Raw genomic sequence first — 13,866 nt, 5'->3', positions numbered from 1 at the left:
TGTTCTTGGAGTTCTGAAAGGGCGGTTCGCCGCCAGACGCCTGTTCTTCTCCCCCGGTCTCATCCGATCCGAGGGGTTATAGTTTACCGGGAACGGTCGGTTGTCACCCCTGCGCTGACAAACTATCTGTTGACAATCGCACCGCGTCGCGTGCGCCGGTCCGAACTCGCGGAAAATGATAGCCAAGCCATCCCTGGATGTCGACGACGCCTTTCTCTCCTTCCTGAGAAAAAGCGAAGAGTTCGGCGAGCGTGTCGATTATGACGCACTCGACGCAGTCCCACAGGAGCAGCGCGGGGCATATGCCGCGCTGTGGGAAGCGGGCGTGATGACCGGCACCGACCTGGCCGACGCCATCGCCCGGTTTCACGGTCTTCCGCGCGTGCGCATTGACGCGATTGGTAGTCAGAGCGGTGCCACTCGCGGCCTGTCGCGCCGCTTCCTGCGCGATGCCTGGCTCTATCCCTACGAGATCGGCGGGCGCCTGATGCTGGCTGTGGCCGACCCGGCCAACATCGAGGCGATCGACGCCGTGAAGCTCGCCGTGGGGCGACCGTTCGGCATCAGCGTCGTCGCCTTCGAGGACATCGCGATGCTGTTCGAGCGCGATGCCGAACAATCCGAACCCGAGCGCAAGGACGAGGCCGGCGGCGGCGCGACCGACCTCGAGATGGACATCGGCAACGACGAGAACCTGGAACGGCTGCGTGACCTCGCACGCGGCGCGCCGGTCGTGCAGGCCGTCGACGCGATGCTCGAGGCTGCGATCGACCTGGGCGCGACCGACATCCATGTCGAGCCGACGCGCGATGCGGTGCGCGTGCGCCTGCGTGTCGATGGCTTCCTGCGGCCCTACCAGACGCTGCCGGGACGTATGGCACGCGCGATCGTGTCACGGATCAAGATTCTCGCCGGTCTCAACATCGCCGAGCGCCGCCTGCCTCAGGACGGCCGCGCCCGCGTCCGCATCGTCAACACCGAAGCCGACCTGCGCATCGCCACGCTGCCGACCCTCCATGGCGAGGCGGCGGTCATCCGCATCCTGGTCAAGGAATCGCGCGCGCTCGACCTTGCCCGGCTCGGCATGTCCCCCCGCGATCTGGTGACGATCCGCGCCATCCTGGCAGAGCCCTACGGCCTGGTCGTGGTGTCGGGCCCGACCGGCAGCGGCAAGACCACGACGCTGGCCGCCGCGCTCACCGAGCTGAACGATCCGGCCCGCAAGATCATGACGGTCGAGGATCCGATCGAGTACCAGATTGCCGGCATCCACCAGACTCAGGTCAAGCCGGCGATCGATCTCACCTTTGCGACCGCGCTGCGGGCCTTTCTGCGGCATGATCCGGACATCATCATGGTCGGCGAAATGCGCGACGCCGAAACGGCGGCGATCGGCATTCAGGCGGCGCTGACCGGCCACCTGGTGCTGACCACACTGCACACCAACAATGCTGCCGACGCGGTCGCCCGGCTCCTCGATCTCAAGGTCGAGAGCTTCCTCCTGGCCTCGGCGCTGCGTGGCGTGATTGGCCAACGGCTGGTTCGCAAGCTGTGCGAGCGCTGTCGCACGGCGATCACGGATCATGACCACGCCACGCAATCGCTGCTCGAACGCGGCATCCTACAGCTTGGCGCAGGCGAAACGCTGTACCGCGGTACCGGCTGCGACTGGTGCGGTGGAACCGGATACCGCGGCCGCATCGGCATCTTCGAAGTGATGCGCTTCGACGCCGACCTGCGGCAGCAGATCCACGACGAAGTCGACACCGGCAGGATTCAGGAGGTCGCCCGCAAGGCGGGGATGACGACCATGCTGGAAGACGGCCTGATGAAATGCAGGGCGGGACTGACGTCGGTGTCGGAGGTGATGCGGGTCGCCACCTGAGCGGCAGGACCGATCAGTTGACACCGGCCTGCGCCGAAGACGGCCGTACCTCCTGAATCCGGACCCGCGACCGGAACATGCGGTAGACGCGGCTCTCCTTGCGGAACTGCATCTTCACCGAATTCGGCTCGACGGCGACCACCTTCCAGCCGTCGACCTCGTCGCCGACCGCAAGCCTATGCACCTGCCGCTTCTGGCCCATCATGATTGCAACCATCCTGTCATCGGTGATGATGACGCCGACGAGCCGGAGTTGCGGCGGCTTCCTCGCAGCCGGCGGCTGCCTCTCCGGCCTTTCGACCAGCGTCGGAGGCGGTGGCGGCGGTGGTGGCGGCGGAGGCAGCGGCGGATGCCGCGCCGGCGTGAACAGCGGCCGCTCCCGTGTAGCGGCAAGATCGTCGAGCGTCAGGCCCTCAAGGACGGCACCGGGTGCCTGCCCCCCTGTCGGTGCGTCGGACGGCCCGGATGCCTGGGCGACCGCCGGGAAGCCGCCGGCCACCTGTCCGATGGCGGCCAGCAGACAGACGACGGCGATGCTCCCGAGCCGCGTCATTCTTCGCCAGGCTCCCAGAATGCCGCAACCACCAGCGACACCTGCAGCACCGGATCGTCCACGTCGGCGTCATTGCGACCGGCCGCCACGAAGGATCGCACCGACAGCGACCTCACAAGCATGATCGGCCGCCTGGTCTCGATCTCGAACAGAATTGCTTGCAAACTCTCGATCGTTGCCTCGAACGAGGTGCGCAGGTCGATCCGGTGGCCATCCGGATCGGCCTCGGCGATCGGCAACAGCTGGCTTTCGATCAGCCGCCCGCCTGCCGCGTCAATGATACCGTCCACCGTGCGCTGGACCGCGGCTGCCGCGATCGGCGCGGTCGCTCCGGGAAAGTAGACGGCCGCCGGCGCGCCCTCGCCCGCCTGCGGCGTGCCGTCTGCCTCGAGCGACGCGAGCCGCCGGTCCAGATGCGCGATCTGGCCAGTCTGAACGGCGATGCGCTCCGCGACCGCCTGTCGCGCCAGCCAGCCCCAGGCCAGCCACGAAATGGCGGCGACCACCAGCGCACCGGCCAGCGCCACCGCTCCGACCTGCCGGGAATCGATCCGCATGGCCGGCGACGTCACGGCTGGTCCCCTTGCGGGTCCTGGCCCGGCAGCCTGGCGAGGATCTGAAAGCTGTCGGCGGCCCCGTCCTCGGTCCGCGTGGTCGGGGCGGCGAACTGGGCGGCCGACAGCATCGGCGACTGCTCGATCAGCGCGATCAGCTCGGTGGCGCGCGAGGACAGGCCGTTGATCCGGAGCGTCTGCCCGTCGATCGAGAGTTCGGTGAGATAGGTGTCGGTCGGGATCCGTTTCGACAGTTCCTCGATCAGCAGCACCATCGGCAATGCGGAGGCCTTGCGCGCGGCGAGCTGCTGGTGGCTCGCTGACGCGCCGGCGCGTGCCACCGCCTCGGCGATGACAGAGCGGCGCATCTCGATCGCCGCGTCGAGCGCCTCGCTACGCTTCGTGAGATCGTAGACGATCCAGCTCTGTACGCCACCCGCCACAACCACCAGTGCCGCAAAGGCGGCAAGCGCGATCCCCACCTTCCGACGAAGCACGTCACGGCGCCGGGTCTTGCTGGAATCCTGCAGGTCGATGCTCGTCGCCAGGCCCAGCGGATCGGCTGCGGTACCGACCGCGCGCGGGCTGAGTCCCAACGCCTCCAGCGGCGCCAGCGCCGCCGCAACGCGCTCCCGTGCGGTGGCGACGAGTCGTATCCGCATCTGGTCGTCGGTCGCGGACGCTGCATCCTCGACGATCTCGTAGTCGAAGACGACACGGTCGGCGGCCCAGGGGGTCAGCCGCTCGATCTGATGGCGCAGGATCGCCTCGACATACTGCCTGCCGGCAGCCGGGAGACTGAGGGTCCGGTCGAGGACCTGTCCCGCCTCGAGACGCAGCTCGAACGACCGCGACTTCAGTTTCTTCACCCAATCGGTGGCGGCAAGGTCGGCAGCGTCGGCGGTGCCGAGCAACACCGGTTCGCGGCCGCTGACCCGCCACGCCTGATACCGGCCTGCGGTATCCACGACGACGAAGCCGGCCGGCCGCCCGAAGCGGACGACCAGCGGCTCGACGGCTCGGGCGAGCTCCCCGACCCACCATCCGAGCAACCGGCTGACAGCATTCATCGCGCGCTCCCGGTGGTCGTCGCAACCGACAGCATATAGGCTCCTGCGGCCGGCAACGCCACGCCCATCCCTCGGCAAGCGGCAGCGGCCCGCCTCAACGTCCCTCTCCAGCCGGCTCGTCGACCCAGGCGAGCACATCGAACAGCTGCGGAGTGTCCGTCTGCACGATCACCGCCTCCGCGGTCCGGGTGAAGCCGCCAAGCAGCCTGGCCTCGGCAGTGATCCTGAAAACCTGCGCGTCCTCGACGGACAGGAACCGCGAGAAGCGCTGCAGCTGGCGGTTCTGCGCCCGCCGCTCCGGCGCCTCGGCGCGCAATGCCGCGACCAGCTCCTGCGCTTGACGCGCATCCATCCCGGGCACCGAAGACAGCACGGGAATCGATGCGCTCATCGGATCTATCGTCCCCTCCGGATTGAAGATCGTCAAATGCGGGCTGAGCCTGGCGTAGTCCTCGGCGGTCATGCCGAGCACCAGCATCAGCTCCTCCACCGACTGGAAGGGACCGTTGCGCGGACCGTAGGCGAGCCCTGCCTCGCGGTATTGCGGCCGTTCGGCGCCATTCGGCCCAGGTTGCCCGTTGGCATCGCGCCAGTCCGCCACCCGGGCGGCGAACTGCTGCGCACTCATGCCGCGTCCGTTGACGGCCCGGTAGAGCCCGGCGAGCAGCACTGGCGGCGATCCGTTCAGGTCGATCCGGCCCCGCTCCGTGCGCGCGGACAGCCGCACCGCCCCGGTCGCGAACGTGACAACGGTGCCCGCCAGCTGGGCCGGATCGAGCCGCCCGACGAACAGGCTGTAGGCGGCCGCCGCGACGCCGCCCCGCAGCAGCGCGTCGGCCTGAAGCTCGTCGACATTCAGCCGTGCATAGGCGGCGGTCGGCCGCGACACCTGCATCGTCGCCGCCACGAGAGCCGCCAGCAGGCCGGCGACCATCAGCACCACGACGGAGATGTATCCGCGCTCGCCGGTCATCCGCCGCATGGACCGGCCCTCTCGTCCAGACACCCGGGTTCGGTTTCGGCCGCCGGGCGCAGGATCAGCGGCGGCAGCACCCGGATACCCGTGTCCTGATCGACGACATCGAGGCGGATCGCGTCCGGCAAGGCAGTCGGCAGCGCCCAGGTCGTGGTCCATTCCAGACGCGGCCCCTCCAGTCTGCCATAGCGGAACTGGTAGCGCCACGGACCGCGCAGCAGTACCACCGGATCGCGCAGCGCTGCGAGATCGAATTGCCTGGCATCCGGCGCGAGCGGCGCCGCCGCCCGCTGCAGGACGGATCCGCCCGCATCGGGGCGCACCGAATAGACGACCATGCCGCGCCCCGGCCCGGGCGACGCACCGTCGCCGCCGACCACGATGGCAAGCGACTCCGGCCCCCCGGCGAACGCGTAGGTCGCGCCATGCCGTCTGCCCCAGAACTCCCGCCGCATGGCGGTCACGTCACGCCTGAGCACCCGCATCCCGGCCGCGACGGTCTCCAGCCTGTCGCTGTCCAGCGTCGTCTTCTGCCAGTTGCGCAGCATCAGCCCGGCGACGAGCGGCACCGCCATCAGCACCAGCGCACCGAGCGCCAGCGCGGCGAGTGCCTCCATCAGCACGAAACCCGCGGCTCGGTCCCGACGCGGACGATACCACGGCCGGCTCATTGCCGTGCCGACCCGATCCGCAGCGTGTCGACGGCGATCGTCGTGCCGTCCGGCGCACGCACCTCAACCGTGACATCGTAGGGGGTCCAGTCCGCTTGCCGCTGCGCCTGCCTCTCCCCCTCGTCACGGCGCGATGGCACCAGACCGGCCCTCGGCCTGACCTGCGCCATCCACTCGTAGCCGTCCACTATCCCGCTCCTGGTGCCGAACTGCAGGGTCTCCGGGGCAAGCTCGCCGGCCAGCACGGCCTCGGCGACGAGGCCGGCGGAGACGGTGGACAGCGATTTTTCGACCATCCGCCTGGAGACCACGATCCCGCCGGGCAGGACCATCATCAGCAACGACATGAGGACGACGGCGACCAGGGTTTCGAGCAGCAGGAAGCCCTCCTCGCGCCGCCGCCGTCGCCTCCGCGCGGTCATCGGTCGGCCTGTGTTGCGACGGGCAGGACGTCGACGGCTGCCGTCAGCCAATTGACGCTGATGCGGTAGCCGACAGGGCCGCGGCTGAGTGTCAGGACACCGCCGGACGAGCGGCCGTCCGCCCGGAACCGGATGCCGCCGCCCGCCGCCCTCTCCTGGTCGGACTGGAGGAAATCGATGCTGACGGAATCGGGGATGCGCACATAACTCCCGTCCGCACCCGACACGACCACCCGTTTGCCGAGGTCCACCCGACTGACCACGTCGCGGCGATCGAGCAGCGCCCGGTTGCGGTCGTCGCGCAGCAGGCCGGCGACGGTATAGGCCTTGGCCCGCAGCGCCGCCGGTCCCGGCTCGCGCGCAACACGTGGCAGCACCAGCACCATCACGAGGCCGATGATCGCAAGCGCGACCACCATCTCGATCAGCGCGAACCCTTCCCGGGCGTCGTGACGTCTATCTGGTGCTGGTGATGTCCGAGGCATCTCCGGTACCTCCCTTGCGTCCGTCGGACCCGAGAGAGGTGATCTCGTACGGGCCGCTGGCCCCCGGAGAACGGTAATCGTAGGGATTCCCCCACGGATCGAGCGGGACGGAGGTCTGGTTCAGATAGGGACCGTTCCACCGGTCCGCATTGGGCACCCGAACCACGAGCGCCTGAAGTCCTTCCGACGTCGTCGGATACCGCCCCATATCGAGATAGAAGAGATCGAGCGCAGACTGGATGGCCTCGATCTGCAGGCGCGCGGACTTTCCGCGTGCATCCGAGAGGTAGCTCAGCACGCGGGGGCCGACCAGCCCCATGATCAGGCTGAGGATCACGAGCACGACGAGCAGCTCGACCAGGGTGAAGCCGCCGCGCCTGTCGCGACGCGCCCGCCGCCGGTCGAGGGCAGCCGCAAACCGTATTGTCCGTAGCGTCACAACAAAAGCTCGTTCACGCTAAGCAGCGCCGTTATGATGGTTATGATCAGCCACGCGATGATCAGGCTGACCAGGATCAGTATAGAAGGACCCAGTATGGCTGTCAGTCGCGCCAGCGATCGCTCCAGCCGATCCTCATAGAAGCCGCCGATGCGCCGCGACATGGTGTCGAGCTCTCCGGCTTCCTCGCCGACCCTGAGGATGGGGATAACATAGGCTGGCAGGAGGTCAAGCCCGGCCAGCGCGTCGCTGAGCCGGTGGCCTTGGCGCACCTCGGCAATGAGCCTGTCGACCTTTTCGGCGGCGCGGCGGTCGCGGAACAGGTCGCGCACCAGCCGCAGCGAGGTGGTGATGTCGACCCCGCTGCCGAGCAGCGTCCCGAGGGTCGAGCAGAAGAACACGGTCTGTTGATACTGGACGATGGTCCTGATGCCGGGAACATGTCCGATCAGCCGGAGCAGTGCGCCGGTCGCCGAGCGGCTGCGCGAGACCATGAGGCCGCCGATCAGCGCCAGGACGGCGGCGCCAAGGATGAGATCGAGATTGGCGCGGACGAAACCCGACAGTGCGAAGACGGTTCGCGCCGAGGGATCGATGCGGTCCTGGAAGCCCGACATCGCCCGCTCGAACTCGGGAATGACGCCGACCAGGACGAACAGGAACACGCCGCACGCCGCCATCACGAGGAAACTCGGATAGGTAAGCGCCGAGGTCAGGCGTCGCCTGAGCGCCTCGTTGCGGCTGCGCTCCTGGGCGATGGCGTCCAGCGTCGTCTCCAGCGTGCCTGCCGCCTCGGCGACCTCGACCATCTTGACATAGATCGGCGGGAAGACGTTGCGATGCTGCGCCAGCGACTCGGCGAAGCTCTTGCCGTCGGCGATGCTGCGCTGCAGCGAAGCCATCAGATCGCGCACCACGGAGCGGCCGCCCGTGCGTGCGAGCAGCTGCAGAGCCTCGTGCAGACTGACCCCGCCCTTCAGCAGCATCGCCAGGTCACGGGTGGCCTCGGTGATTTCCTCGGTCCTCGGCTGCGCGCGGAACACGCGCAGGATGGCCGTGCCGGCCCCGTCACGGGCCTCGCGCGCCTCGATCGGGATGTGCCCGATGCGCTCGAGCTCGCTCAAGAGGTCGCGGCTCGAGTCGGCCTCAGCCTCGCCAGTGACCAGCTGGCCGGAAGGATCGAGGGCGCGGTAGCGGTACTTCGGCATGTACCTGCCAGGCTGGCGAGGAAGCTGCCGCACCCTGCCCCGGATCGGCCGACATGTCGAGGCACTGTCATCGACATGCCGGGCAGCGCCGCGCGGCGCTATTCCGCTGCCTCGAGCATCGGCACCTCGCGCGTGGCACCACTCTCCCACCGCCGCATCAGATCGGCCCAGCGGCGGCGCGCCCTGTCGATGGCAGCGGCCTTCACGGGACCGTAGCCGCGGATCGCGTCGGGCACGCGGGCGATCTCGACGGCAAGACCGATCGACCGGGCATCGAGCGAGGCCGCCAGGCGCGTCAGGATCGCCTCGAACTCGGCAACCAGCGCCCGCTCGGCGCGACGCTCGGCGGTATGGCCGAACGGATCGGCAAAGGTGCCGCGCAGACGCTTCATCGCCGCGAGCAGGCGGAACGCCGTGAACACCCACGGTCCGAACGTTCGCTTGCGCGGCCGCCCCGTTGCCGGGTCGACCCGCGACAGAAGCGGCGGGGCGAGCTGGACGGAAACCTTGCCACCAGGCTCAAACTGTGCCTCCAGCGCCTTCCGGAATTCCGGCAAGGTGTAGAGTCGGGCAACCTCGTACTCGTCCTTGTAAGCCATCAGCCTGAACAGCGACTCGGTCGCGGTCCGGGTGAGACGGCCGGCCGCGCCGGTTGCCCGCTCCTCGGCCGCACGGATCTTCCCGACGGCAGCGCGGAACCGCTGCGCATAGGCGCTGTCCTGATAGGCGGTCAGCTCGGCGGCCAGAAACGCGATCCGCTCGTCGAGCATCATGTCCTGCGGTGCGGACTCCGGCCCGGCGAGCTGTGCGAACATCTCGGGGCGATCTGCCAGCAGCCTGCCGGCCGCGAAGGCTCGGAGGTTGGCCGCCACAGCCGCCCCGTTCATCCGGATCGCCTGTTCGATGGCGTTGCGCCCGACCGGAACCAGGCCCTTCTGCCAGGCAAACCCCACCAGCATCATGTTGGCGAAGATCGCATCGCCCAGAACTGCCTCGGCGAGATGCGCGACATCACCGCCGTCGATGCAGCGCACCGCCGAGGCCACGATCCGCCGCAGCCGGCGCGCCTCGAACCCCTGCGTCTGGTGAAGGACGAACTCGGCGGTCGGAGCGACCCGCTCGGCGACGACGGCGCGGGTCCGGTCCGGCGCACACAGCGCCAGCACCTCGGCACCGGCCGCGACCAGCAGGTCGGCTGCGATCAACGTGTCCAGCGCCCCGGCTGGGACCCTCGGCCCCTCGATCGGCACGTCGCGCCGGGCGATGCGCACGTGTGAGGTCACCGGCCCGTTCTTCTGGGCAAGGCCGGTCATGTCGAGCGTCGACGCATCTAACCCGTCGAGGAAGGCTGCCGTCGCCAGCACCGCCGAGGTGGTGATGACGCCCATGCCGCCGATACCGGTAACGAGGAGGTTGAACGGGCGGTCGGGAAGCCAGCGGGCCGGCTCGCCGAGTTCCGCGGCAAGTGCGGCAATGTCGAGGCCGACCGCCTCCGCCCGGCGGGGTTCCGCACCCTCGACCGTGACGAAGGACGGACAGAACCCCTTCTGGCAGGAGAAATCCTTGTTGCAGCTCGACTGGTTGATCCGCCGCTTCTCGCCGAATGGCGTCGGCAACGGCTCGACCGAGATGCAGTTGGACTGCACCGAGCAGTCGCCGCAGGCTTCGCAGACACGGGGATTGATGAATAGCCGGACGGCCGGATTCCCGTAGGTGCCGGACTTGCGCCGGCGACGCTTCTCGGCTGCGCAGGTCTGGTCGTAGACCATCACCGAGACGCCGGGGAAGCTGGCGAGTTCGCGTTGGACCTCCATCACCGCATCGCGCTCGCAAACACGCGTGCCGGGCGGCAGGGGGACACCGGCATAAAGATGCGGCCGCTCGGACAGGAGCACGATGCGCTCGACGCCTTCTGCCGCCACCTGGGCAAGGAGCCTCGGCACGTCGAGCGGTCCGTCATGCGGCTGTCCGCCCGTCATCGCCACGGCATCGTTGTAGAGGATCTTGTAGGTGATCGGCGCCTTTGCCGCGACTGCAGCCCGGATCGCCAGGATGCCGGAGTGGTAGTAGGTGCCGTCGCCCAGATTGGCGAAGATGTGCCGATCCTTGGAGAACGGGAACTGACCGAGCCACGGAACGCCCTCCCCGCCCATCGCCACGACGCCGTCGGTCGTGCGCCCCGCCGCTTCCGTCATCACGTGGCAGCCGATGCCCGGCATGGACCGGCTGCCCTCCGGCGTCATGGTGGAAGCGTTGTGCGGGCAGCCCGAGCAGAAGTACGGCTGACGCTTCGCATCGGTGCCGTTCTCCCGAGCCCAGCGCACCCGCGCCGCGAGCCGCTCCGCCCCCTCTCTCATCGCCGGGCGATGCACGCCCGCCGGCAGGAAGGCAAGCAGCGCCGGGGCGATCTCGTCCGGGCCGCATTCGCGAACGTCCGGCAGCAGCCGCCGTCCGTCCGGCGCATGCTTGCCGAATATCTGCGGCCGACGGTCGGCCGGCCAGTGGAACATCAGCTCCTTGATTTGCGGCTCGATGACGCCGCGCTTGTGTTCGACCACCATCAGGCGCTCGACTCCGGTTGCGAAGGCACCGATCGCTTCCGGCTCGAGCGGCCAAGGCATCGCCACCTTGAACACTGCGAGCCCGATCTCCTGCGCCACCGTCTCGTCGATGCCCATCAGGTCGAGCGTCTGGCGCAGGTCGCGATAAGCCTTGCCGGTGACGACGATGCCGTAGCGCGGCCGTGCAGCGCCGAACACCTGCCGGTCGAGGCCGTTTGCCCGCACGAAGGCGCGCGCCGCCGGCAGCCGCAGTTCGCGGGTCAGCACCTCCGTGTCGAGCCGGTTGGCGAGCTGCAGCGCCAGGTTGAGCTCGGCGCCCCGGCGCGGGTCGGGGATATCCAGCGGGCGGCGGATCGTCAGCCGGTTCGCGTCGACCGAGACGACGCCGGTGGAATCCATCGTGTCGGCGAGCGCAATCAGCGCCGTCCACAGGCCGCTGTAGCGCGACATTGCAATCCCGTACAGCCCGAAATCGAGCACGTCCTGCAGGTCGGACGGATTGAGCACCGGGATCTCGGCGTGCATGAAGGCGAATTCACTCTGCGCCGGCAGGCTCGATGATTTCGCCAGATGGTCGTCGCCGGCGACAGCCAGCACGCCCCCCGCCGACGCCGTGCCGCTGGCATTGGCATGGCGCAGCACGTCACCGGCACGGTCGACGCCTGGTGCCTTGCCGTACCAGATGCCGAACACGCCGTCATAGTCCGACGTGCCGGCCAGACGGATCTTCTGCGTTCCCCACACGGCGGTTGCCGCGAGCTCCTCGTTGATGCCGGGCTGGAAGACGAGATCATGCGCATCGAGAAGGCGCCTGGCCCGCGCAAGCTGCTGGTCGTAGCCGGCCAACGGCGATCCGCGATAACCGGAGATGAAACCGCCGGTCCTCAGCCCTGCCGCCCGATCACGCCGGATCTGGTCGAGCGGCAGTCTGACCAGCGCCTGAATGCCGGACATATGGACCGTTCCGTGCTGCAGCTCGTACTTGTCGTTGAGCGTCACCGTGCGGGCGGTTGCGGTCATCGGCACCTCGTCGCGACAGGAAATGGGCCGGGAGCGCACCGACGCTCCCTGGGATCATTATGTCGCAACGCATCGGAAGGTTCGTGCTATTGTGTTGAGGAAAGCGCCGTAACTGGAATGAACGTTTCCCGATAATGGCCAGATCCGCAAGAATCTCACTCGATGCCGGAGACATCCGGATCCTGCGCGAACTCCAGCGCGATGCGTCGCGCCCCGTCGCGGAGATCGCCAAGGCGGTGGGCATGTCGCAGACGCCGTGCTGGCGGCGGATCAAGCGGCTGAAGGACGCGGGCGTGATCAGACAGACGGTGGCATTGCTCGACCGGCGTCTGCTGGGGCTCGATTTCGTCGCCTATGCCTTCGTCAAGCTGGCGCTGCCGAGCCGGGCCAACATGGAGGCCTTCGACCGCCTGGTGGCAACCTGGCCGGAGGTGCTGTTCTGCGAGCGGGTGACGGGCGCGGTCGACTACCTGATCAAGGTCGTCGTCGAGGACATGAGCGCCTATGACGAGTTCCTGCGTTACAGGCTGCTCGACCAGGAGATGGTTTCGGACGTGCAGTCGCGCATCGTCATCGCTACCTCGAAGGACACCACCGAGCTGCCGGTCTGGGACGATTGACGGGGGGGGGGGCATGCCCGCCTGCACGCACCGTCACTGCCTCTCCCCGAACTGCCTCCTCAGAAACGGGTCGCGGCATATGGTGCCGGATCGACCACCGGTGTCTCGCCGGTCATGAGCTCGGCCAGCAGCCGGCCGGTGATGGGGCCGAGCGTCATGCCGAGATGGGCATGCCCGAAGTCGAGCCACAATCCCCTGTGGCGCGGCGCAGGGCCGACGACCGGCAACGTGTCGGGGAAGCACGGACGGCGGCCCATCCAAGGTTCGTCATCGACCATCTCGCCGAGGGGAAACAGCTCACGGGCATGGGGCTCGACCGCCTTTACCTGCGACGGGGTGGGCGGCGCGTCGCGGTCTGCGAACTCCACGCCGGTCGTGATGCGGATGCCGCGCAACATCGGCGTCATGCAGTAGCCATAGGCGCTGTCGACCACCGGCCGGCCGAGCGTGGCATTGCCGGCCGGACGATAGTGGGTGTGATAGCCTCGCTTGACTGCGAATGGCAGCCGGTAGCCGAGCGGGCAAAGGAGGTCCATCGACCACGGCCCGGCGGCGACGACCACCTCGCCGGCAACCAGCGCGCCGTCGCCGATCTCGACGCGCCAGCCACCGTCAACCGGCACCAGACGGCGCACCTCACCGCGCACGAAGTCGCTTCCGTAACGCATGAGGAGCGAGGCATAAGCCTTCGTCACGCGCCCAGGATCGCTCAGCGAAGCGATATCGTGCCAATGGTCGGCGCGATAGAAGTCGCCGGTCAACTGAGGTTCCAGTTCCAGCGTCTCGTCACGCGTCATCGCGGTATAGCCGAATCCGCCCTCGCGGGCGATCCGTCGTTCCAGTTCGCCGCCCGCATAGCCCTTCTCCGAGCGGTAGAGCCGTATCCAGCCGGTCTCGCGCAGGAATCCCTCGGCGCCGGCCTCGCGCATCAGCGACTTGTGCTCGCCGATTGCATGGGCGAGCAGCGCCATCACCGCCCCGCCATTGCGCCGCAGCTTCGCCTCGGTCGAGTTGAGCGCAAGCCTGACCAGCCACGGCATGATCGTCGGCAGGAAGCGCCAGTGGAAACGCATCTCGGGGCGATCGTTACAGGCATATCGCATCAGCTCGGCTGGACTGAAGGGCATCGCCATCGGCACATAGGTCCCGCCCTCGATCACCCCGGCATTGCCGTACGAGGTCTCCTCCCCCGGCTCGCGCCTGTCGAGCAGCCTGACGCGGCGGCCGCGCCGAGCGAGGTGAATGGCGGCCGACACCCCCACGATGCCGGCGCCCACGACGACAATGTCGGCTTTGGCGGTCACTCTGGCTTTTCCGGTCCGAACGGTTCGCATATGGAGGGAACTTCGTAGCACTATCGCGTACGGCCGCGCCAATCCAGTTCGACCGGCCATATCAAACC

The 13,866-nt window shown here is 68.3% G+C and carries 13 protein-coding genes; 2 read left to right on the top strand and 11 right to left on the bottom strand.

What is annotated here, in order from left to right:
* The first annotated feature begins 175 nt into the window (after window positions 1-175).
* Window positions 176-1,885, top strand: a complete 1,710-nt coding sequence (locus EDC22_RS15410) for a GspE/PulE family protein (RefSeq protein WP_132807574.1) — start codon at window positions 176-178, stop codon at window positions 1,883-1,885.
* A 13-nt stretch (window positions 1,886-1,898) separates the two neighbouring features.
* Here EDC22_RS15410 and EDC22_RS15405 read toward each other — a convergent pair whose 3' ends face one another.
* From EDC22_RS15405 to EDC22_RS15365, 10 genes are all read right to left on the bottom strand, one after another.
* Window positions 1,899-2,438, bottom strand: coding sequence for a hypothetical protein (locus EDC22_RS15405; RefSeq protein WP_132807573.1), 540 nt, complete (start codon window positions 2,436-2,438; stop codon window positions 1,899-1,901).
* On the bottom strand, window positions 2,435-2,995 hold the full coding sequence (gene gspM, locus EDC22_RS15400) for a type II secretion system protein GspM (protein ID WP_132807572.1): 561 nt from the start codon (window positions 2,993-2,995) through the stop codon (window positions 2,435-2,437). The genes EDC22_RS15405 and gspM overlap by 4 nt, the downstream gene beginning before the upstream one ends.
* An 11-nt stretch (window positions 2,996-3,006) precedes the next feature.
* On the bottom strand, window positions 3,007-4,062 hold the full coding sequence (locus EDC22_RS15395; protein ID WP_165926935.1) for a PilN domain-containing protein: 1,056 nt from the start codon (window positions 4,060-4,062) through the stop codon (window positions 3,007-3,009).
* 94 nt (window positions 4,063-4,156) lie between these two features.
* Entirely contained in the window at window positions 4,157-5,044 is an 888-nt protein-coding gene (locus EDC22_RS15390; protein ID WP_165926934.1) for a type II secretion system minor pseudopilin, read from the bottom strand.
* Window positions 5,032-5,709, bottom strand: coding sequence for a hypothetical protein (locus EDC22_RS17965; RefSeq protein WP_165926933.1), 678 nt, complete (start codon window positions 5,707-5,709; stop codon window positions 5,032-5,034). Before EDC22_RS17965 ends, EDC22_RS15390 begins: the two co-directional genes overlap by 13 nt.
* A complete protein-coding gene (locus EDC22_RS15385) occupies window positions 5,706-6,131 on the bottom strand; it encodes a prepilin-type N-terminal cleavage/methylation domain-containing protein (RefSeq protein ID WP_132807569.1) in 426 nt (141 codons plus the stop codon). The genes EDC22_RS17965 and EDC22_RS15385 overlap by 4 nt, the downstream gene beginning before the upstream one ends.
* Window positions 6,128-6,616: a prepilin-type N-terminal cleavage/methylation domain-containing protein gene (locus tag EDC22_RS15380; RefSeq protein ID WP_132807568.1), complete on the bottom strand. Its 489-nt coding sequence runs from the start codon at window positions 6,614-6,616 to the stop codon at window positions 6,128-6,130. The genes EDC22_RS15385 and EDC22_RS15380 overlap by 4 nt, the downstream gene beginning before the upstream one ends.
* A complete protein-coding gene (gspG, locus tag EDC22_RS15375; RefSeq protein WP_245499789.1) occupies window positions 6,588-7,055 on the bottom strand; it encodes a type II secretion system major pseudopilin GspG in 468 nt (155 codons plus the stop codon). The genes EDC22_RS15380 and gspG overlap by 29 nt, the downstream gene beginning before the upstream one ends.
* Window positions 7,052-8,263: a type II secretion system F family protein gene (locus tag EDC22_RS15370; protein ID WP_132807567.1), complete on the bottom strand. Its 1,212-nt coding sequence runs from the start codon at window positions 8,261-8,263 to the stop codon at window positions 7,052-7,054. Before EDC22_RS15370 ends, gspG begins: the two co-directional genes overlap by 4 nt.
* 98 nt (window positions 8,264-8,361) lie before the next feature.
* Window positions 8,362-11,844 (bottom strand): indolepyruvate ferredoxin oxidoreductase family protein, encoded by a 3,483-nt coding sequence (locus EDC22_RS15365; protein WP_132807566.1) that lies wholly within the window; start codon window positions 11,842-11,844, stop codon window positions 8,362-8,364.
* Window positions 11,845-11,978: 134 nt separating this feature from the next.
* Here EDC22_RS15365 and EDC22_RS15360 point away from each other — a divergent pair, with 134 nt between their 5' ends.
* Window positions 11,979-12,464 (top strand): Lrp/AsnC family transcriptional regulator, encoded by a 486-nt coding sequence (locus EDC22_RS15360; RefSeq protein ID WP_132807565.1) that lies wholly within the window; start codon window positions 11,979-11,981, stop codon window positions 12,462-12,464.
* 59 nt (window positions 12,465-12,523) lie between these two features.
* Here EDC22_RS15360 and EDC22_RS15355 read toward each other — a convergent pair whose 3' ends face one another.
* Window positions 12,524-13,858 (bottom strand): NAD(P)/FAD-dependent oxidoreductase, encoded by a 1,335-nt coding sequence (locus EDC22_RS15355; RefSeq protein ID WP_132807564.1) that lies wholly within the window; start codon window positions 13,856-13,858, stop codon window positions 12,524-12,526.
* Window positions 13,859-13,866 lie beyond the last annotated feature (8 nt).

The sequence above is a fragment of the Tepidamorphus gemmatus genome (assembly GCF_004346195.1).
GTDB classification, from domain to species: Bacteria; Pseudomonadota; Alphaproteobacteria; order Rhizobiales; family Tepidamorphaceae; genus Tepidamorphus; species Tepidamorphus gemmatus.
This window is presented reverse-complemented; position numbering and strand designations above follow the sequence as displayed.

Excerpts from the sequence above, each read along its gene's own strand:
- EDC22_RS15410 (WP_132807574.1), top strand. The coding sequence starts at position 176 with ATGATAGCCAAGCCATCCCTGGATGTCGACGACGCCTTTCTCTCCTTC.
- EDC22_RS15405 (WP_132807573.1), bottom strand. The coding sequence starts at position 2,438 with ATGACGCGGCTCGGGAGCATCGCCGTCGTCTGTCTGCTGGCCGCCATC.
- gspM (WP_132807572.1), bottom strand. The coding sequence starts at position 2,995 with ATGCGGATCGATTCCCGGCAGGTCGGAGCGGTGGCGCTGGCCGGTGCG.
- EDC22_RS15395 (WP_165926935.1), bottom strand. The coding sequence starts at position 4,062 with ATGAATGCTGTCAGCCGGTTGCTCGGATGGTGGGTCGGGGAGCTCGCC.
- EDC22_RS15390 (WP_165926934.1), bottom strand. The coding sequence starts at position 5,044 with ATGCGGCGGATGACCGGCGAGCGCGGATACATCTCCGTCGTGGTGCTG.
- EDC22_RS17965 (WP_165926933.1), bottom strand. The coding sequence starts at position 5,709 with ATGAGCCGGCCGTGGTATCGTCCGCGTCGGGACCGAGCCGCGGGTTTC.
- EDC22_RS15385 (WP_132807569.1), bottom strand. The coding sequence starts at position 6,131 with ATGACCGCGCGGAGGCGACGGCGGCGGCGCGAGGAGGGCTTCCTGCTG.
- EDC22_RS15380 (WP_132807568.1), bottom strand. The coding sequence starts at position 6,616 with ATGCCTCGGACATCACCAGCACCAGATAGACGTCACGACGCCCGGGAA.
- EDC22_RS15370 (WP_132807567.1), bottom strand. The coding sequence starts at position 8,263 with ATGCCGAAGTACCGCTACCGCGCCCTCGATCCTTCCGGCCAGCTGGTC.
- EDC22_RS15365 (WP_132807566.1), bottom strand. The coding sequence starts at position 11,844 with ATGACCGCAACCGCCCGCACGGTGACGCTCAACGACAAGTACGAGCTG.
- EDC22_RS15360 (WP_132807565.1), top strand. The coding sequence starts at position 11,979 with ATGGCCAGATCCGCAAGAATCTCACTCGATGCCGGAGACATCCGGATC.
- EDC22_RS15355 (WP_132807564.1), bottom strand. The coding sequence starts at position 13,858 with ATGGCCGGTCGAACTGGATTGGCGCGGCCGTACGCGATAGTGCTACGA.